Source organism: Tenacibaculum sp., assembly GCF_050290165.1.
GTDB lineage: Bacteria > Bacteroidota > Bacteroidia > Flavobacteriales > Flavobacteriaceae > Polaribacter.
This window is the reverse complement of the sequence record NZ_JBNKHD010000002.1, coordinates 179,298-196,609: the sequence shown is the minus strand read 5'-3', so window position 1 is coordinate 196,609 and position 17,312 is coordinate 179,298. Positions and strand designations below refer to the sequence as shown.

The following is a 17,312-nucleotide window of genomic DNA, read 5'->3' as shown; positions in this document are numbered from 1 at the left end:
TTATGCTGTAAAGTATTAAATATCTTTAAAGATTGCGTGCATTAAACGCTTTTTATCGTTGATACTTTCTTCTAGAGCAATCATAGTTTCAGTTCTATTTACTCCATGTATATCATCGATTTTGTAAATGATATTTTTAGCATCGTTAGTATCACGCGCTCTCAACTTACAGAAAATATTATATTTTCCTGCTGTAACATAAGCCACAGTAACATTAGGAATTAATCTTAAATTGTCTAAAACATGTTGAGTCATAGAGGTTTTTTCTAAAAAAACTCCCACATGAGCAATAAAAGAATATCCCATTTTTTCATAATTCAAGGTTAAGGTAGATCCTTGAATTATCCCTTCGTCTTCCATTTTTTTCACACGTACATGAATTGTACCTGCCGACACTAATAATTTTTTTGCAATGTCAGTAAAAGGTGTCCGTGCGTTTTCAATTAAAATGTCTAAAATTTGATGATCGATTTCATCGAGTATGAACTTCTTCATTTTTGTTTTCTTCAAGTAATATTGCTAAAATATGATTTTTTTATAAAAAAAATAAGTTTTATTTAAGGAAAAAAGAATTTTTATTTGATTTTTTTGAATTCTTTATGAGCTAAAAATAAAGATAAATTCCCTTCTTTTTCTTTGTTTAAAGCCAGCGCAAATTTACCACTTTCTACACTTTCTGCATACTGATAAGCGATATCTTTTTCGTTATTTTTTGAGCGATAAATGACGTCGTAGAAGTTCTTGATATTGTTAGGAATAGAAAAATATTCTTGGTATTCCTTAAACTCTACGCTTGTTGAAATATGATAAATTCCTTGCAGTAACGCATAAAAATTAAACTTTCTAACGTCTTCTCTGTCGTAATCATCGGCAAAATGACCGGCTTCAATTAATATGGTATTGTGCCCTAATTTTTGAAAATTATCACCAGTTGCTGTTGGATAAAATTCGTCGGTATAACGCCCAACATGGTTTGGTATAATTTTTTGAAGTAATGTATTCATAGCAATAATTACATTCATTGTTTCTTTTCTTCCTTCAGTAATTTTTCGAGTTTCTTCTTCAGATGGAGCTAAAAAAGATATTGTTGCTGGATTGCTAGTACCTTCAACACCAAAAATGGTTCTTTGATCGTGTAAATTGAAACAAAATTCAGGGTTAAACTCGTCTAGAACCTCACGCAATAATTTACTCTCTTTGGCTTGTTGTTCTACAGCGTCTCTATTTAAATCCACATTATTTGCATTTACACGAGTATATGCCTGTGCCCCATCAGGATTTAACATAGGAACAATTGTAATGGTACAATTGTTTAAAATAGTTTGAGTTATTTCGTGATTATAAAAGACTTGGATAAAATTTAAAAAGTCAAAAACAGCTTTGGTTCCTGTACTTTCGTTTCCGTGCATTTGACTCCAGATAAGAATTCTTTTTTGCCCCTCTCCTAGTTTTAATTGATAGATGGCTCTCCCCTCTTCCGATTCTCCAATTATCGCTGTTTGAAATCCAGCTTTTTGTAACTTTATATATAAAGGCTCTATATCTGTTAAGGTTATCCACCTACCAGATATAGAGTTTTCTTTAATTTTTGAATAGTTATCTTCTAAAAAGGAAGTGTTTATGTGTTCCATATTATAATAAAAACCAATCTGCTACGAGTTGTTTTTCAATAGGTTCTACCGTTTTGTGAACATAATCGTTTTTAGCCATGTCGTATTGATAGTCTTTGGACCATTCTTCAATATTATCAGCTAATGTTTTTAACGAATCGCAAATGAATTGTACTTCTTCATTTGTAATTGTTGGATGTACAGATAAACGTACCCAACCCGGTTTTTCAGTATTGCAACCTCCTAAGATTTGTCCTTTTATTTCATTAGACCTAATTTGATCTACATTTAATAAAAAGTGTCCATAAGTTCCAGCACAAGAACAACCTCCTCTGGTTTGAATACCAAAACGATCGTTTAATAATTTTACCACTAAGTTAAAATGGTATTTTTCAAAGTAAAAAGAAAAAATACTCAAACGATCTTTATGATTTGGAGCTAAAATTTGAACTCCGTCTAAACTTTCTAAACAATTAAAAAAGATAGGGTTTATTTCGTCTTCACGCTCCTTGATTTTATCAGTACCCATTTGGTCTTTTACCTGAATACACAAAGCTATTTTTATAGTTTGTAAAAAGGCAGGTGTACCTCCATCTTCACGGGTTTCTACATCATCAAAATAATCATGCTGTCCCCAAGGATTGGTATAACTTACAGTTCCTCCTCCTGGGTTATCAGGAACCATGTTTTTGTATAACTTCTTATTAAAAATTAGTACACCTGAACTTCCTGGTCCTCCTAAAAATTTGTGTGGAGAAAAGAAGATAGCATCTAAATATTCATCTTCATTTTCAGGGTGCATGTTGATATCAACATAGGGTGCTGAACACGCAAAATCTACAAAACACAATCCACCGTATTTGTGAATTAAAGAAGCTACTTTATGATAGTCTGTTTTTATTCCAGTAACGTTAGATCCTCCAACGATTGACGCAATTTTGATAGGTCTATCTAAATATTGTTTAATTGTTTCTTCAAACTTATCTAAACAAACTAAACCTTCTTCGTTACATGGTACAACAACTACATCTGCTATGGTTTCTATCCAAGATGTTTGGTTAGAATGGTGTTCCATATGACTCACAAACACAATTGGTCTTTTTTCATCAGGAACTTGTGTATTCTCTTTTAAGTTTTCCGAAACTTTTAGTCCTAAAATACGTTGGAATTTATTCACTACCCCAGTCATACCAGAACCTTCAGTAATTAACACATCATCTGATGAAGCATTCACATGTCGTTTGATGATGTTACGAGCTTCATGATATGCTAAAGTCATAGCGGCTCCAGAAGTAGAAGTCTCTGTATGTGTATTGGCAACAAAAGGTCCAAACTTATTTAAAAGTTGCTCTTCTATTGGTCGATATAATCTTCCACTAGCCGTCCAATCAGTATAAATCATTTTCTTCTCACCATAAGGTGTTTGGAAAGTTTGATTGATTCCTACAATATTTTCACGGAACTTTTCAAAATACTGTTCTAAATCCATAGTTTAAGTAGTTGTTTGTGGTGCTAAAATTAGCAGTATGTCATTAGCTAGCCTAAAATAATTATAATATTAACGTATTTATAACATTTGTGTATTACAACCTAAATTTACCTCCTAACAGAATAGTATTCTCTAAGAAATAAAAGCTTTGTGAAGCTTTGTCAGCTGGGTTGTATGTAGTTTTTACATCAGACATATATATGTATCCTCCTTTTAAATCTGCTTGAATATAAAAGTGCTTTAAGAAAGCAATATTTACACCAGCAGCAACTGAAGTTCCATATCCTGATAAATGAAACTCATCATGTCTTTCCATACCCAACAAAGTAGTATTCGTTCTAGGATATAAAATACCCAAACCAAGACCTTCAGTTAAGTTGATTTGTAAATTTTCTAAGTTTAACCCGAACCAGTGGCTTACATCGTCAAAACGTTTTACTTCTACATTTACATAGTTTAACCCGTCAGTATGTTCAAAACGTAAGAAATCAGCTGCTAAATTAATCGTTTCATTGCTGTATGCTCCATCATATTTAGCATTACCAATATTGATATTACCGTTGATTTTCACATCTTGGTCAGCAATCATTACATATTTCATATGGTCAACACCAATAGAAACCGTATAATTTTCTTTAAAGAAATACCCTATTCTATAATTGTTTTGAGGTATGGTAACTCTTCCTGGATTAAAATAATCGTTAAAAGAGAATTTTGTTTGTCTATCTTGAGCTTTTACATTGTATAAAGTAAAATCGTAATTTTCTCCTTTAAAATGGATGTCTGAATTTGTATAACTAGCCCAGTTCCATCCCCAAACAACGAAGAACTTTCCTTTGTTGGTTACTTTTTTCTTTGGAACGATGTCTTCTTTTTTGTCTTGTGCAACTATTGATACTGAAGCCATCAGTATTAATAGACTTACTATTTTTAATTTCAAGAGGTTATTGTATTATTTGTTGTATTTCAGTTATAAATCTTTCAGCCAAAGCATCTGCATTTTCTTGGCTTGTACTTTCTGTGTAAATTCGAATAATTGGCTCTGTGTTTGATTTACGTAAGTGTACCCACTCTTCAGCAAAATCAATTTTTACACCATCAATCGTATTTACATCTTCATTTTTATAGTTGTTAGCCATGGTTTCTAAAATCTTATCAACATCAATTTGTGGTGTTAACTGGATTTTATTTTTACTCATAAAATAACTAGGATATGAATCTCGTAGTGCTTTACAAGACATTTTTTTATGAGCTAAATGTGATAAGAATAAAGCGACACCTACTAATGAATCACGTCCGTAATGAGACTCTGGATAAATGATTCCACCATTTCCTTCTCCACCAATAACAGTGTTGGTATCTTTCATCATTTGTACTACGTTCACCTCTCCTACTGCACTTGCTGTATAAGTTCCACCATGTTTTTCGGTAACATCACGTAAAGCTCTTGAAGAAGATAGGTTAGAAACGGTATTACCACCTCCTAATTGACCTAAAACATAATCGGCACAAGCTACTAAGGTGTATTCTTCACCAAACATAGAACCGTCTTCAGAAATTAAAGCTAAACGATCTACATCTGGATCAACTACAATACCTAAATCAGCTTTTTTCTTCACTACCAATTCAGAAATATCCGTTAAATGTTCTTTTAAAGGTTCAGGGTTATGTGGGAAGTGACCGTTAGGTTCGCAATATAATTCGATGCACTTTACTCCTAATTCTTTTAATAAGGTAGGAATAGCAATTCCTCCTGTAGAATTTACACCATCCACGACTACTTTAAATTTCGCTTTTTTGATGGCTTTTTTATCAACTAATTCAAGCTTTAAAACTTCTTTGATATGTTTTTTAATGTAGTTTTTCTTTTTTTTGTACAACCCTAAATCGTCCACTTCAGCAAACTCAATAGTGGCATCATTTTCAGCAATTTTTAAAATTTCAGCTCCGTCTTCACCATTTAAAAATTCTCCTTTTTCATTTAATAATTTTAAAGCATTCCATTGTTTAGGATTATGAGAAGCTGTTAAGATAATACCTCCATCTGCTTTTTCTAAAGGAACTGCTACTTCAACCGTTGGCGTGGTTGATAAACCTAAATCAATCACATTAATTCCTAAACCTACTAAGGTATCGGCAACTAAGCTACTTATCATTTTACCCGAAATACGAGCATCTCTACCAATAACGATGTTGATTTTTTCTTTTTCGGAATTTTTCTTTTTAATAAAAGTTCCATATGCTGCTGCAAATTTTACAGCATCAATTGGAGTTAAATTATCACCTGTATTTCCGCCTATGGTACCTCTAATACCTGATATAGATTTAATAAGTGTCATGTTAATTTTTATTAGACAACAAATATAAAGTTATTTGAGAAAACAGCATTAAAACTAGTAGGCTTTAACGGGAAGATTTCTTACATAAAGAGCTAAAAAAACCGTTAAACTTTACAGCTTAACGGTTTATGATTTTTAAGAAGTTGTCAGGATTATTTTCCTTCCATTTTCTTCTTTAATTCAGCTAATCCACCGATATCTCCTAAAGTAGTTTTTTCTACTTCTTGAGCTTTAGCAGCAGCAGCTTTAATGTTCTTTTGTTCTTCTTCTCTAAAGATAGAAGTGTGAGAAGCAACAATTCTACGGTACTCTTTACTAAACTCAGTTACTTGGAATTGAGCAGTATCACCTTTAGCTAATTTGCTACCGTCTTCTTTTTCTAAGAAACGAGTTGGAGCGAAAGCCTCAACACCGTCAGCAAATACTACAGTTGCACCTTTATCGTTTTTCTCTTTAATAGTACCTTCGTGCATAGATCCGATAGTGTAAACATCTTCATGAGCATCCCAAGGATTATCTTGAGTTTGCTTGTGACCTAAGTTTAACTTACGGTTTTCTACGTCTAATTCTAATACTTGTACTTCTAATTTATCACCTACAGTTACGAAATCTGATGGGTGCTTAATTTTCTTAGTCCAAGATAAATCAGAGATATATACTAATCCGTCGATACCTTCTTCTAACTCTACGAATACACCAAAGTTAGTGTAGTTACGTACAGTACCAGTGTGTACTGAACCTACTGGATACTTAGCAGTAATATCAGTCCATGGATCTGGGTGTAATTGCTTCATACCTAAAGACATTTTACGCTCGTCGCGGTCTAATGTTAAGATTTGAGCTTCTACTTCGTCACCAACTTTTACGAAATCTTGTGCAGAACGTAAGTGAGTTGACCAAGACATTTCAGATACGTGGATTAATCCTTCTACTCCTTCTTCAACCTCTACAAATGCACCGTAATCAGCTAAAACAACTACTTTACCTTTTACTTTATCACCAACTTTTAAGTTAGAATCTAAAGCTTCCCATGGGTGAGCAGATAATTGTTTTAATCCTAATTGAATTCTTGACTTGTTATCATCAAAGTCTAAGATTACAACGTTTAATTTTTGATCTAATTCAACAACTTCGTTCGGGTGGTTGATACGAGACCAAGATAAATCAGTAATGTGAATTAATCCGTCAACACCTCCTAAGTCAACAAATACACCATAAGAAGTTACGTTTTTAACAACTCCTTCTAATACTTGTCCTTTTTCTAATTGACCGATGATTTCACGTTTTTGATCTTCTAAATCAGCTTCGATTAACGCTTTGTGAGATACTACTACGTTTTTAAATTCGTGGTTGATTTTCACAACTTTGAATTCCATAGTTTTCTCTACATATTGATCGTAGTCACGGATAGGCTTCACATCGATTTGAGAACCTGGTAAGAATGCTTCAATACCAAATACATCAACGATCATACCTCCACGAGTTCTACACTTAACAAAACCGTTAACGATTTCACCAGTTTCGTGTGCGTTGTTAACACGATCCCAAGCTTTGATTACACGTGCTTTTTTGTGAGATAATACTAATTGACCAGAAGAATCTTCTCTTTTGTCAACTAATACTTCTACTCTATCTCCAACAGCTAAATTTGGGTTGTAACGGAATTCATTTAATGAAATTACACCTTCTGACTTAGAGTTGATGTCGATAATAGCATCACGATCTGTAATACGTACTACTTCACCTTCGATTACATCGCGCTCATTTACGAACCCTACAGTACCTTCTAAGGCAGTTTCAAATTCTTTTAATTTAGCTTCGTCAACAGCTTCAATACCTTCTGCGTATTTATGCCAATCAAAGTTTGCTAAAAATTCTGCTGGATTTACAGCTTCCGCTGTGTTTTTTGTTTCTTCAGACATGTCTGAAATGAGTTTTGTATCTTTTTGTTAATCAGATTTTTAACGATATTAACGCCAAGAGAAATTAAACTTTATAAATATAATTTTCAACCTTTTTTAAATCTGTACTCGTGAAAAGGCGTGCAAATGTACGAAGAATTCTTGAAGTAACCTAAAATGTTTGGTTTTTAATGGGTTAAGAATTTTTATATAAAAACTAATATAATTTTTTTAAATTATTTTTATCTTATCTGAAAGTTGAATTCCTTTTAAAGGTTTTTGTTTTCTTTTATCAATAAACTCAGCAAATGAAAATACTTTTCGAAGTGTTTCAATTTCAAAATCATCAGACTCTAAAGTTGTTAAGCTTTTCTGAACATGCTTTACTCTTAGTTTGCCTTTTGCAATTTCAAGCACTCCTAAACTTTCCTTTGTTTCTGGGTCAATTATTTCTTCCCCTTCTTCATAAACTAAAAAATTCATATAGTCTGTAATTCCATCATTACTGCCTTTGTTAATTACAATTTGGTATTGGTCAACTATTTTGACAATCTTAATATTTTCTAATTTCTTGCTCATTGTCAGTTAATTTTTAGTTACAAAAGATTTAATTGTGACATTTTTAATCTCTTTAGCATCATTATTTTTTATTTTATTAATCGCGGTTACTATTTCATTAGATAAGTTATCAGAAATAGTAATGATTTTCAATTGGAAGTACCTATCATTAACATTACTTACATAAGCTTTACCGATTTCAGTTTCAAAATCATCATGTGAATAAAAGATACTTACTAAAGCATTATGCTCGAGCAACTCTGATTTTTCTATTAAAAATTCTTCTGTTGATTTTTGGTATTTAATAATTCGAAAGTGAGGTTTAAATTGCCCTTTTTCAAACTCTTGTTGCAAATCATATAGTACTTTAAGCAAAATAATTACTGTTGTAATAAAAACGTAAATAAGAAATAAAAACCATTTCACATTTATTTTAAAATCGTAATTTGAATTGAATAGTGTTAAAATACTAGCTAATCCACCAAGTACTCCAATCAAAATAAAAAGGCCGTTAAAGGTGAATACTTTTCTTAATCTTTCAAACATTATTTTTTTGTTATTTTTTGTGTAATCTTTTTTAACTATAAGTTTAAATTTAAAAAATTAGAAAACTAATTTAACTTTATTTAGTCATCCTTCAAAAAACGTTTGATATCATTATTAGCTCCGTATACAACTAAAATATCATTTTCGTTAAGTGTGTCTTTAGGGTTGGCAACTCCTTTTACTTTTGTTACATTGATGGTTTTGCCTATAAAGCTTTTTTCAACACTACAAGCAATGGTGGTTAGTACCAATAAATTATATTCTTCTCGAATATGAGATTCAATAATATTTTTCCCATGATACCTTTTAGGTACCGTTACTTCTATAATACTATAATCGTCACTTAATTCAAAGGAATCAACTACTCCTTTTAAGCATAGTTTTTTTGCCCAACGTTCAGCAGACTCTGCTTCTGGGTGTACAATTTCGTCAACTCCAATAGCTCGAAGTACTTTTTCATGCAAACTATCAATAGCTCTACTTACCAATCTTTTTACTTGGAAATTTTTAAATAACGCTGTAGACATCACGTTAGCTCCTTTGTTTTCACCGATAGCAATCACCACCATGTCGGTATCTCTTAAAGGTAATCCAGATACAGTAAACTCATCTGTAGCATCCATGCATATAGTATGAGAAATACGCTCTTTATAGTTATCGACTTTGTTCATATTTGTGTCAATACCTATAACTTCGTTTCCTTGTTCTGTTAATTTTTCAGCTAAAGAAGCTCCAAAACTTCCCAAACCAACAACAATATATTTCATTTTTATGTTTTTAGTTTATCGTGATTTCCTCAACAGGATATCTATAATTTTTATGTTTGACTTTTTTGAAAACAGCTATGAGTAATGTTAGCATACTCACCCTTCCTATAAACATTATAGCAATGATTACTAATTTACTAAATGCACTTAGTTGAGCAGTAATACCTAAACTTAACCCAACAGTACTGTAGGCTGAGAAACATTCAAAAGCAATGTCTAGTAGTTTTTTATCACTATCGAAAATTGATACGATAATAATTCCTGAGCCTATAACTACTAAAGAAAGTGAAATCACAGCAAAAGCTCTTCTTACGGATACTTCTGCTATTTCTCTTCTAAAGATTTCTATTTTAGATTTCCCTTTTGCTAAACTAATAAAGTTAAGTGTTGCTATGGCAAAAGTATTTGTTTTAATCCCCCCTCCTGTTGATGCTGGTGAAGCTCCAATCCACATCAGTAAAAAAATCATCATGATGGTAGAGAAATGAAGAGATGTCATATCGATATTATTAAATCCAGCTGTTCTTGGAGTTGTAGCACCAAATAATGCTGTAATAAATTTACCAAAACCTTCGTGTTCTGCAAGCGTATTATTGTATTCACTACAATAATACATTAAGGTACCTAAACAAGTTAAAGTTGTTGTTGTAACTAAGGTAATACGACTATTTAAATTTAATACCCAAGGCTTATGAGTTTGTTGTTTACCTACAATGTAAAAGAGTTTTTTTGCAAAAAAATACCTAAGGTATTTTATGATATTCACTACTATAGGAAAGCCTAGTCCTCCTAATACAAATGCAGCTATAATGATGGTTTGTAAAACATAATTGTGTTTAACCCCTGTTTCGTATAAGCTATTTGGTAAGGTTGAGAAACCGGCATTACAAAACGCAGAAACGGAGTGGAAAATAGAGAAAAATGCTTGCTCAAAAAATGAGCGAAACATATTTTTATCTAGACTGAAATAAATAAATATCGCAGTAAAAAATTCTATTGAAAAGGTGATAATTAAAATACGTTTTAGTGTAGAGAAAACCTCACTCAACTTGTTTGATCCGGTCATGTCACTCAATGTTAACTGACTTTCGTAACTGGTTCCTCCTTTAAAAAAGTAACTAAAATAACTAGCTACAGATAAGATTCCTATTCCTCCTGCTTGAATTAAAAACAGAATAATTGATTGACCAAAAGTGGTAAAATAGCTTCCAGTATCCACGACTATAAGTCCTGTAACACAAACTGCACTAGTAGAGGTAAATAAAGCATCTAAAAATGAGATACCACTATGAGTAGCTTTAGGTAACATTAGTAATAGGGTACCTATGATAACGATGCAAAAAAAACTTATGATAAATAGTTGTGCAGGATTAAAAAGAGTTCTTTTATAGTTGATATTTTGTTCAGAAAATTCTCTTATAAAAGTAAGAGTTATCGCAAATTTAACCCAAGTATCGTTATATAGAAAAGAGATGTGTCTATGTGCATCTTCACCTAAAAAATGAGTGTATAGAATGGTGAGTGTAATTAAAATAGTGGCGACATCAAAAATTAAAACTTGTCTTTTAATTTGTTTGGATCGTTCTGTATAGCGTACTAGAGTTGAGATTATTCCAAGTCCTATTACAATAAAGTAATAAACATTAAATGTTTTTTGTATTTCTATAGATTTATCAAAACCGAAATCAGCAATAAATAAGAGCATTCCAATTAGTGAGGAAACAAAAGCAGTTCGGTATAACGATTTAATGTCTATGGTTTTTTCTTTAAATAAAGCCACATTCGGGGTATTAAAAATTTTATGTAAGCAAATAGAATTGCTTAAACATACTTATTCTATTTCTTTTATTTCAACTTTAAACAATGAATCAAAAATAGTATAAATATTATCAGATTCACTTTTACGAACAGAAATAATGTATTCGCAGTCTAATTCTAATTTTTGATTAATGATTTCAAGGTTTCTTTCTTTAATAATGCGTTGTACTTTATTCATCATATCGTAACCAAAGGTTAGTTTGTAATGAATATCAATAGTCTTTTCTACAATTTCTGAGGCTTCTAAGGCAAGTTGAGCAGAAGCACGATAAGCATTAATTAACCCTCCTACTCCTAGTTTTGTACCTCCAAAATAGCGTACGGAAACAATTAAGATATTGGTAACATCAAAAGCTTGTATTTGCCCGTAAATAGGTTGTCCTGCAGAATTACTAGGTTCTCCATCATCATTGGCTCTAAAACGAATATTTTCAGTTCCTAGTTGCCATGCATAGCAATGGTGGCGTGCAGTGTGGTGTAGTTTACGTAATTCTTCTAGTCGTTCTTTAATGTCTTCTTCAGAAAATACAGGAAACGCATATCCGAAAAATTTGCTATTTCGGTCTTTAAATAAAGTTTCTTCAGAAGGTTTTGTAATCGTTTTATAGGTGTCTTTCATCTCATTCATTACGCCGAAACTACTAATAAAATACTAATTATAGCAAGTCCAATACCAATCCAATTTTTTTTGATAAGCTTTTCTTTGAAAAATAGCAACGCACAAACGGTTGTTAAAATAACTACAGAAACATTATTTATCGTAAAAACAGTTGAACTTTCTAGTCCTTTTGTTTGTAATGCTTTTAGCAAAAATTCCATTGAATAATAGTTAGGAATACCTAAGGCAATCCCGCCAACAATACTCTTCCAATGAAACTTAAATTTTTGATCTAAAAGTTGAATAATCACGAAAAAACTTCCAAAGATGAAAGCACATCCAAAAATTGTGGCTAGAAAAAACGGAACAGATTCAGCTGAAACATAGGTTGTTTCTACATATTTTAAAAGTGTATCAATACTTCCTGAGCCTAAAAACAGTAATAACGGGAATAATAAATTTTTAAATTTTACTGGAGAAGTATCGCTTTTCGCAGAGGATAAATACACAGCAATTAATGCAAGCATAATTCCGATAACCTTTACAAATCCAATGCTTTCATTGTATAAAAATATTCCTATCACAACAGGGATTACTACAGACATTTTTCCTGCTACAGAGGCAACCGATAATCCATTTCTTTGAGCAGTAATTCCCATGACATTAAATACGGTAATGAATAAAAAACCTAAACAAGTAGCTCCAAAAAACCACGATTGTTGTGGGATATCTGTTACCGATATTTTTGCTTCAGAATTGATTATTCCAAAAGATAAGGCAATTGCATAGTTTACAACAATGGCATGTATTGTACTGACTTTAAAAACATCAAATAGCTTAAAAACAACAAAAAGTAAACTAGATATTAAGACGCTTAATGCTAAATATATCATTCTGCAAACTCTTTTCGTTTTAATAAATCAACTACATCCTCTGTTTTTGGACAGTTGTTCCATACTTGAATACCTAATTGTTGAGCAGCATTGGTGTTTTCTACTGTATCGTCAATAAAAATAGTTTCTGAAGCTTGTAGATTGTTCTCTTTCAATACAAATTCAAAAATATCGGAGTTAGGTTTTCTAAAATTAATTTCGTGCGATAAATAAAACCGCTCAAAGCAATTTTTAAATTCCTCATATAATTCTATACCCCAATCGTTCTGAATCCAAGAAATATGCATATCATTGGTGTTGCTTAGTAAAAATAATCGGTATTGGTTACTGGCAGCAAGATCTTTTATAAAGTCTAAACGATGTTTAGGGAAATCTAATAAAATAGCATTCCACGAGAAAATTAAATCTTCTTTAGGGATGTTAAACTTGTTGTAAAAGAACTCTATAAAATCCTCTGTAGAAATTAGTCCCATTTCATACTGATAGTATTGTTGTATCATTTCTTCACTAATCTCAGTAACCCCAAGTTTGACAAGTTCTTTATATGTAGCTTCTTTATCTAAATTGATGAATACATCACCAAAATCAAAAATGATGTTTTTAATCATTTCTATATATTCTTAAAATATCGTTATCTATTTTTTCTTCGGAAGAAAGCTTAGCATTAAAATCGGGACACTTCACTCCTTCTCCAAAATTTACATCCCCAATAAAAACTCTGGCCTCGTCCCATAAATTGGCATTAATAAATGTTTGCAAGGTTTGTGCTCCTCCTTCAATAATTACGGATTGAATGTGATGTTTGTGTAAAACCTCACAGATTTGTTCCGCTACATGAGAAGAAAAATCAATTTCTTCGTAAATGAGTTTTTCAGATTTCTCACTATCGTTCGAAATGACATCTCTTTTCTCTTTTCTTTCATAAAGAACTACAGTCTTAACGTTCCCGTCTAAAACAGTTGCTGTTGCAGAGATTTTTAAGTCTTTATCTATAATAATTCGAATAGGATTATTTCCTGACCAGCTGCGAACCGTTAGCGATGGATTATCAGCAATCACAGTATTGGTTCCTACTAAAATAGCATGTTCTTCGCTTCGCCATTTATGAACTAACTGTTGAGAATAAGTATTAGAAATCCATACAGGTTTTTGCTCATCTTTAGTTAAAGGAGCTATAAAACCGTCTTTGGTCTCAGCCCATTTTAAAATAATATATGAACGTTTTTTGTTCTGAACAGTGAAAAACCGTTTATGATGTTCTTTACAAGCTTCTTCACAAATACCTACAACTACATTTCTACCCGCTTTTTTTAGACGTTCAATACCTTTTCCTGCGACCAAACTATTGGTATCTATACAACCAATTACTACATTCGGAATTCCTTTTTCGATAATTAAATCAGCACAAGGAGGTGTTTTTCCGTGGTGAGAACAAGGTTCTAGGGTTACATAAATAGTTGCTTCTTTTAATAATTCTTGATTTTGAACAGAATTGATAGCATTTACTTCAGCATGAGAGCTGCCATAAGGAGAGGTAAATCCTTCTCCAATAATTTTATTGTCATAAATAATTACAGCACCTACTGATGGATTAGGACGTGTAGTTCCAATTCCGTTTTTAGCTAATTGTAAGCAGCGTTGTATGTACTTTTCGTGCTTCAAATTATTAAAATTTTATTTTTACATCTTCAACTTGATCAATTGGATATACATGTGAAAATCCTAAAACTTTATATTTTAAATCGCCCTTAAATTGTACTTTTAAATTCTGATTTAACAAGGAAGAAAGAATTCCACCCAAAACTCCATTTTTATTATTTTCAAAAACTCTTTTAGCAGGGATAACTACTTTTAAAGGAATAGAAAACTCTTTACGAGCAGGAACTTTAAATTCTTCTGATGATACCTGAGCTACTTGCACTTGATTTACCAAAACTTTAATCTCATCAGTCGCAATTTTACCTCCAATATCATTTGGGTTTTTAAAATAAGCATTTGCCCCTACTCTAATGGTATCGGTAGTAGCTGATAAAAGCTTTATGTCATCAACTTTTAAGAAGATGGGTTTTTGTTTTATAGAACAGCTAACAGTAAAAATTAAAAAAGGTAAAAAATAAATGATTTTCTTCATAAAAACTCTCGTTTTTTTAGGTACTTTGCTTTAGCAAAAGTACTATATTCCTATGATACCAACCGATTTTATTATTAGAGAAATTCAACCACAAGATAATGTGGAGATTGCTAAAGTTATTCGTGACGTCTTAATCGAATTTGGAGTTCCAAAAGTAGGGACTGCTTATGAGGACAAGGCCACAGATGAAATGTATGAAACCTATCAAAAAGAAAGAGCAGGTTATTTTGTTGTAGAGCACGAAGGTACCGTTGTTGGTGGGGCTGGTTTTTCCGCTTTGGATAATTTTGAGGGAAACGTATGTGAATTACAAAAAATGTACTTTTTACCTGTAGTTAGAGGAAAAGGTTTGGGAAGTAAATTGATTAATTATTGTTTAACCAAAGCTAAAGAACAAGGCTTTGAACAGTGTTATTTAGAAACAATGCCTTATATGAAAGCAGCAAGAGCATTGTACAAGAAAAATGGATTTGTAAATCTAGATAAACCAAAAGGAAATACAGGGCATTATTCGTGTAATGTGTGGATGATTAAAGATTTATAATCTAAAAAAACAACAAGTTTAGAGGAATGCAATTAAAGGAGTATAGAGTTTATTATACAGAGCAACTAGAGAGTATATATCCAAAAACAGAAATTGATACTTTTTTCTTTTTAATAATTGAAGAGTATTTAGGGTTACAAAGAATAGATTTGGCTTTACAGCCAACTTTTGAAATTCCTTCCGATAAGATTAAATTATTGGATGAAGTTTTAGTTAGATTACAAAAAGAGGAGCCTGTTCAATATATACTAGGGAAAACAGAGTTTTACGGACTCCCCTTTTATGTAAACTCAAATACGTTAATACCAAGACCAGAAACGGAAGAGTTGGTTGAATGGATACTTGATGAAGTAAAAGAAGGTGTTTTAGAAAGTGATGAAAAACCAATATCTATTTTGGATATAGGAACAGGTACAGGTTGCATTCCTATTAGTTTAAAAAAGCACTTACCCAAAGCTAATGTCAATGCTATTGATATTTCTGAAGAAGCATTAAAAGTTGCTCAACAAAATGCCAAATTAAACGAAGTAGCGATTACTTTTATACACCAAGATATTTTACAAACAGAGAATTTACCTGAGCAGTTTGATATTATTGTATCTAACCCACCCTACGTACGTGAGCTAGAAAAAGTTGAGATTAAAAATAATGTTTTAGAAAACGAACCACATTTAGCTTTATTTGTTGAAGATGAGAACCCTCTACTTTTTTACAAAAAAATAGCAGATTTAGCTATAAAACAATTAACACCGAAAGGATTGCTCTTTTTTGAAATCAACCAATATTTAGGAAAAGAAACTGTTGATATGCTAAAAAGTAAAGGTTTTTCAAAAATAGAACTTCGAAAAGACTTATTTGGTAATGACCGGATGATTAAAGCTAGTTACATAAATTAGCTTAAAAAACATAAAAACCTAAGGTTTTGTGATATTTTTTATATTTCAATTAAATAGTTAAATTTTAGTTTAATTAATGTTTTTTTAACGTTAATATTGGTGTTTTTTTAAGTAGAAAAGAGAAAAAATATTTTTTTTCTAAATCTTAAAAAATTATATTAGCAAAAAGAACTTGAAAATTGGAATTAGAAAAATTACTAACAGAAACAAAGACTAAAGCTATTTATCTTATTGATGATAAAGGAAAGACAGTTGACTTCTTCGGTCATGAAGAAAGCCCATTGTCTGAAATTAAAGATAAAATTGCTGCATTTGGAGCGGTAGTGTTTAATGTGGGTAGTAATTTCCTAGATATGTTTTTCCAAACAGAGCTTAATGAGATTAAATTGAAAGCGGAAAACGAAACGTTATTATTTTTTAAGTACAATGAATACATATTGTGTTTTGTAACTGATAAAGAAACTAATATCGGGCTTATAAACCTTATGGTAAAAAAGCAAGCAAATACTATTAAAACTTAACTTAAACTTAATTATTAACCACTAACACTTAAATCTTATGGAAAAAATCTTAACCTCTCTAGTTCAAAATGTGAAGGAAAATATACCGGGGTATATTGCAATTAGTGTTGCAGAAATTGCTTCAGGAGAATCTTTAGCTTCAGACTCTGTAGACACGAGCTTTGACCCAGCTTTAGCATGTGCTTATAATGTTGAAATTATAAATGCTAAACGTAAAGCAATTCAAGTTTTAGGTTTGGATGAAGATATTAGCGATATCCATTTTAAACTTAAAAATCACATTCATGTTATTGATTTGTCACCAAGTGGTGAGTATTTTATTTACTTAGCAGTAGATGGTAACAAAGCAAATTTAGCATTAACCAGAACTATGTTAAATAAGTATAAAAAAGAATTGAATGAAGTACTATAAGGCTTTAGACTTAAAAGAAATTGGACTCGATAATGAGGTTTTGCAACTGTTAGAAAGCTTTCAAGATGAGTATAAGCTTAAAGTTCTAACAAATGAATCTGTTATTGACGACGAACAAATAGCTGATAGTTCTAATGGACAAGATTTAAAAATGGTTATTTACGATTTCTTTTTTGAACCTAAATTTGATAGTGTTTTTGATTTGGTAAACTTTAAAAAAATGAAGTTTGGCAACTCAAAAAATAATCAAGATCAAGAATAGTCTTTTATCTTTTTAAGATTAGAAAAG

20 protein-coding genes are annotated in these 17,312 nt (G+C 31.4%); 5 read left to right on the top strand and 15 right to left on the bottom strand.

Features of this window, described 5'->3' with window-relative positions:
- Positions 1–15: 15 nt before the first annotated feature.
- The 15 genes from ACQY6M_RS02905 to ACQY6M_RS02835 all read right to left on the bottom strand — a co-directional run bounded on the left by ACQY6M_RS02905 (position 16) and on the right by ACQY6M_RS02835 (position 14,650).
- On the bottom strand, positions 16–495 hold the full coding sequence (locus ACQY6M_RS02905) for an Lrp/AsnC family transcriptional regulator (RefSeq protein ID WP_428740313.1): 480 nt from the start codon (positions 493–495) through the stop codon (positions 16–18).
- A gap of 80 nt (positions 496–575) precedes the next feature.
- Entirely contained in the window at positions 576–1,631 is a 1,056-nt protein-coding gene (locus ACQY6M_RS02900) for a M14 family zinc carboxypeptidase (protein WP_428740312.1), read from the bottom strand.
- A gap of 1 nt (position 1,632) precedes the next feature.
- A complete protein-coding gene (locus ACQY6M_RS02895) occupies positions 1,633–3,099 on the bottom strand; it encodes an aminotransferase class V-fold PLP-dependent enzyme (RefSeq protein ID WP_428740311.1) in 1,467 nt (488 codons plus the stop codon).
- A gap of 94 nt (positions 3,100–3,193) precedes the next feature.
- Positions 3,194–4,006 (bottom strand): hypothetical protein, encoded by an 813-nt coding sequence (locus tag ACQY6M_RS02890; RefSeq protein WP_428740310.1) that lies wholly within the window; start codon positions 4,004–4,006, stop codon positions 3,194–3,196.
- Positions 4,007–4,043: 37 nt separating this feature from the next.
- Positions 4,044–5,438, bottom strand: a complete 1,395-nt coding sequence (gene glmM / locus ACQY6M_RS02885) for a phosphoglucosamine mutase (RefSeq protein WP_428740309.1) — start codon at positions 5,436–5,438, stop codon at positions 4,044–4,046.
- A 152-nt stretch (positions 5,439–5,590) separates the two neighbouring features.
- The gene (rpsA, locus tag ACQY6M_RS02880) at positions 5,591–7,360 is read right to left on the bottom strand and encodes a 30S ribosomal protein S1 (RefSeq protein ID WP_428740308.1); all 1,770 of its coding nucleotides are present in this window, start codon (positions 7,358–7,360) and stop codon (positions 5,591–5,593) included.
- Positions 7,361–7,570: 210 nt separating this feature from the next.
- Positions 7,571–7,918 carry a hypothetical protein gene (locus tag ACQY6M_RS02875; protein ID WP_428740307.1) on the bottom strand — a complete coding sequence of 116 codons (348 nt, stop codon included), beginning with the start codon at positions 7,916–7,918 and terminating at the stop codon, positions 7,571–7,573.
- A 6-nt stretch (positions 7,919–7,924) separates the two neighbouring features.
- A complete protein-coding gene (locus ACQY6M_RS02870) occupies positions 7,925–8,443 on the bottom strand; it encodes a hypothetical protein (RefSeq protein ID WP_428740306.1) in 519 nt (172 codons plus the stop codon).
- Positions 8,444–8,523: 80 nt separating this feature from the next.
- Positions 8,524–9,210, bottom strand: coding sequence for a potassium channel family protein (locus ACQY6M_RS02865; protein WP_428740305.1), 687 nt, complete (start codon positions 9,208–9,210; stop codon positions 8,524–8,526).
- A gap of 10 nt (positions 9,211–9,220) precedes the next feature.
- The gene (locus ACQY6M_RS02860) at positions 9,221–10,915 is read right to left on the bottom strand and encodes a TrkH family potassium uptake protein (protein ID WP_428740613.1); all 1,695 of its coding nucleotides are present in this window, start codon (positions 10,913–10,915) and stop codon (positions 9,221–9,223) included.
- A gap of 126 nt (positions 10,916–11,041) precedes the next feature.
- Complete coding sequence (locus ACQY6M_RS02855) at positions 11,042–11,647, bottom strand: IMPACT family protein (protein ID WP_428740612.1); 606 nt, start codon at positions 11,645–11,647, stop codon at positions 11,042–11,044.
- A gap of 8 nt (positions 11,648–11,655) precedes the next feature.
- Complete coding sequence (locus ACQY6M_RS02850) at positions 11,656–12,519, bottom strand: EamA family transporter (RefSeq protein WP_428740304.1); 864 nt, start codon at positions 12,517–12,519, stop codon at positions 11,656–11,658.
- Entirely contained in the window at positions 12,516–13,127 is a 612-nt protein-coding gene (locus ACQY6M_RS02845; protein ID WP_428740303.1) for an HAD-IA family hydrolase, read from the bottom strand. Before ACQY6M_RS02845 ends, ACQY6M_RS02850 begins: the two co-directional genes overlap by 4 nt.
- Positions 13,120–14,181 carry a bifunctional diaminohydroxyphosphoribosylaminopyrimidine deaminase/5-amino-6-(5-phosphoribosylamino)uracil reductase RibD gene (ribD, locus tag ACQY6M_RS02840; RefSeq protein ID WP_428740302.1) on the bottom strand — a complete coding sequence of 354 codons (1,062 nt, stop codon included), beginning with the start codon at positions 14,179–14,181 and terminating at the stop codon, positions 13,120–13,122. The genes ACQY6M_RS02845 and ribD overlap by 8 nt, the downstream gene beginning before the upstream one ends.
- A gap of 4 nt (positions 14,182–14,185) precedes the next feature.
- Positions 14,186–14,650 (bottom strand): LEA type 2 family protein, encoded by a 465-nt coding sequence (locus tag ACQY6M_RS02835; protein ID WP_428740301.1) that lies wholly within the window; start codon positions 14,648–14,650, stop codon positions 14,186–14,188.
- A 52-nt stretch (positions 14,651–14,702) separates the two neighbouring features.
- Here ACQY6M_RS02835 and ACQY6M_RS02830 point away from each other — a divergent pair, with 52 nt between their 5' ends.
- The 5 genes from ACQY6M_RS02830 to ACQY6M_RS02810 all read left to right on the top strand — a co-directional run bounded on the left by ACQY6M_RS02830 (position 14,703) and on the right by ACQY6M_RS02810 (position 17,285).
- A complete protein-coding gene (locus ACQY6M_RS02830; RefSeq protein WP_428740300.1) occupies positions 14,703–15,194 on the top strand; it encodes a GNAT family N-acetyltransferase in 492 nt (163 codons plus the stop codon).
- A gap of 26 nt (positions 15,195–15,220) precedes the next feature.
- On the top strand, positions 15,221–16,090 hold the full coding sequence (prmC, locus tag ACQY6M_RS02825; RefSeq protein ID WP_428740299.1) for a peptide chain release factor N(5)-glutamine methyltransferase: 870 nt from the start codon (positions 15,221–15,223) through the stop codon (positions 16,088–16,090).
- Between the two features lie 179 nt (positions 16,091–16,269).
- Positions 16,270–16,611, top strand: coding sequence for a hypothetical protein (locus ACQY6M_RS02820; protein WP_428740298.1), 342 nt, complete (start codon positions 16,270–16,272; stop codon positions 16,609–16,611).
- A gap of 37 nt (positions 16,612–16,648) precedes the next feature.
- Positions 16,649–17,023, top strand: coding sequence for a hypothetical protein (locus tag ACQY6M_RS02815; protein WP_428740297.1), 375 nt, complete (start codon positions 16,649–16,651; stop codon positions 17,021–17,023).
- Complete coding sequence (locus tag ACQY6M_RS02810; RefSeq protein ID WP_428740296.1) at positions 17,010–17,285, top strand: hypothetical protein; 276 nt, start codon at positions 17,010–17,012, stop codon at positions 17,283–17,285. Before ACQY6M_RS02815 ends, ACQY6M_RS02810 begins: the two co-directional genes overlap by 14 nt.
- Positions 17,286–17,312 lie beyond the last annotated feature (27 nt).

Excerpts from the sequence above, each read along its gene's own strand:
- ACQY6M_RS02905 (WP_428740313.1), bottom strand. The coding sequence starts at position 495 with ATGAAGAAGTTCATACTCGATGAAATCGATCATCAAATTTTAGACATT.
- ACQY6M_RS02900 (WP_428740312.1), bottom strand. The coding sequence starts at position 1,631 with ATGGAACACATAAACACTTCCTTTTTAGAAGATAACTATTCAAAAATT.
- ACQY6M_RS02895 (WP_428740311.1), bottom strand. The coding sequence starts at position 3,099 with ATGGATTTAGAACAGTATTTTGAAAAGTTCCGTGAAAATATTGTAGGA.
- ACQY6M_RS02890 (WP_428740310.1), bottom strand. The coding sequence starts at position 4,006 with ATGGCTTCAGTATCAATAGTTGCACAAGACAAAAAAGAAGACATCGTT.
- glmM (WP_428740309.1), bottom strand. The coding sequence starts at position 5,438 with ATGACACTTATTAAATCTATATCAGGTATTAGAGGTACCATAGGCGGA.
- rpsA (WP_428740308.1), bottom strand. The coding sequence starts at position 7,360 with ATGTCTGAAGAAACAAAAAACACAGCGGAAGCTGTAAATCCAGCAGAA.
- ACQY6M_RS02875 (WP_428740307.1), bottom strand. The coding sequence starts at position 7,918 with ATGAGCAAGAAATTAGAAAATATTAAGATTGTCAAAATAGTTGACCAA.
- ACQY6M_RS02870 (WP_428740306.1), bottom strand. The coding sequence starts at position 8,443 with ATGTTTGAAAGATTAAGAAAAGTATTCACCTTTAACGGCCTTTTTATT.
- ACQY6M_RS02865 (WP_428740305.1), bottom strand. The coding sequence starts at position 9,210 with ATGAAATATATTGTTGTTGGTTTGGGAAGTTTTGGAGCTTCTTTAGCT.
- ACQY6M_RS02860 (WP_428740613.1), bottom strand. The coding sequence starts at position 10,915 with ATGCTCTTATTTATTGCTGATTTCGGTTTTGATAAATCTATAGAAATA.
- ACQY6M_RS02855 (WP_428740612.1), bottom strand. The coding sequence starts at position 11,647 with ATGAAAGACACCTATAAAACGATTACAAAACCTTCTGAAGAAACTTTA.
- ACQY6M_RS02850 (WP_428740304.1), bottom strand. The coding sequence starts at position 12,519 with ATGATATATTTAGCATTAAGCGTCTTAATATCTAGTTTACTTTTTGTT.
- ACQY6M_RS02845 (WP_428740303.1), bottom strand. The coding sequence starts at position 13,127 with ATGATTAAAAACATCATTTTTGATTTTGGTGATGTATTCATCAATTTA.
- ACQY6M_RS02835 (WP_428740301.1), bottom strand. The coding sequence starts at position 14,650 with ATGAAGAAAATCATTTATTTTTTACCTTTTTTAATTTTTACTGTTAGC.
- ACQY6M_RS02830 (WP_428740300.1), top strand. The coding sequence starts at position 14,703 with ATGATACCAACCGATTTTATTATTAGAGAAATTCAACCACAAGATAAT.
- prmC (WP_428740299.1), top strand. The coding sequence starts at position 15,221 with ATGCAATTAAAGGAGTATAGAGTTTATTATACAGAGCAACTAGAGAGT.
- ACQY6M_RS02815 (WP_428740297.1), top strand. The coding sequence starts at position 16,649 with ATGGAAAAAATCTTAACCTCTCTAGTTCAAAATGTGAAGGAAAATATA.
- ACQY6M_RS02810 (WP_428740296.1), top strand. The coding sequence starts at position 17,010 with ATGAAGTACTATAAGGCTTTAGACTTAAAAGAAATTGGACTCGATAAT.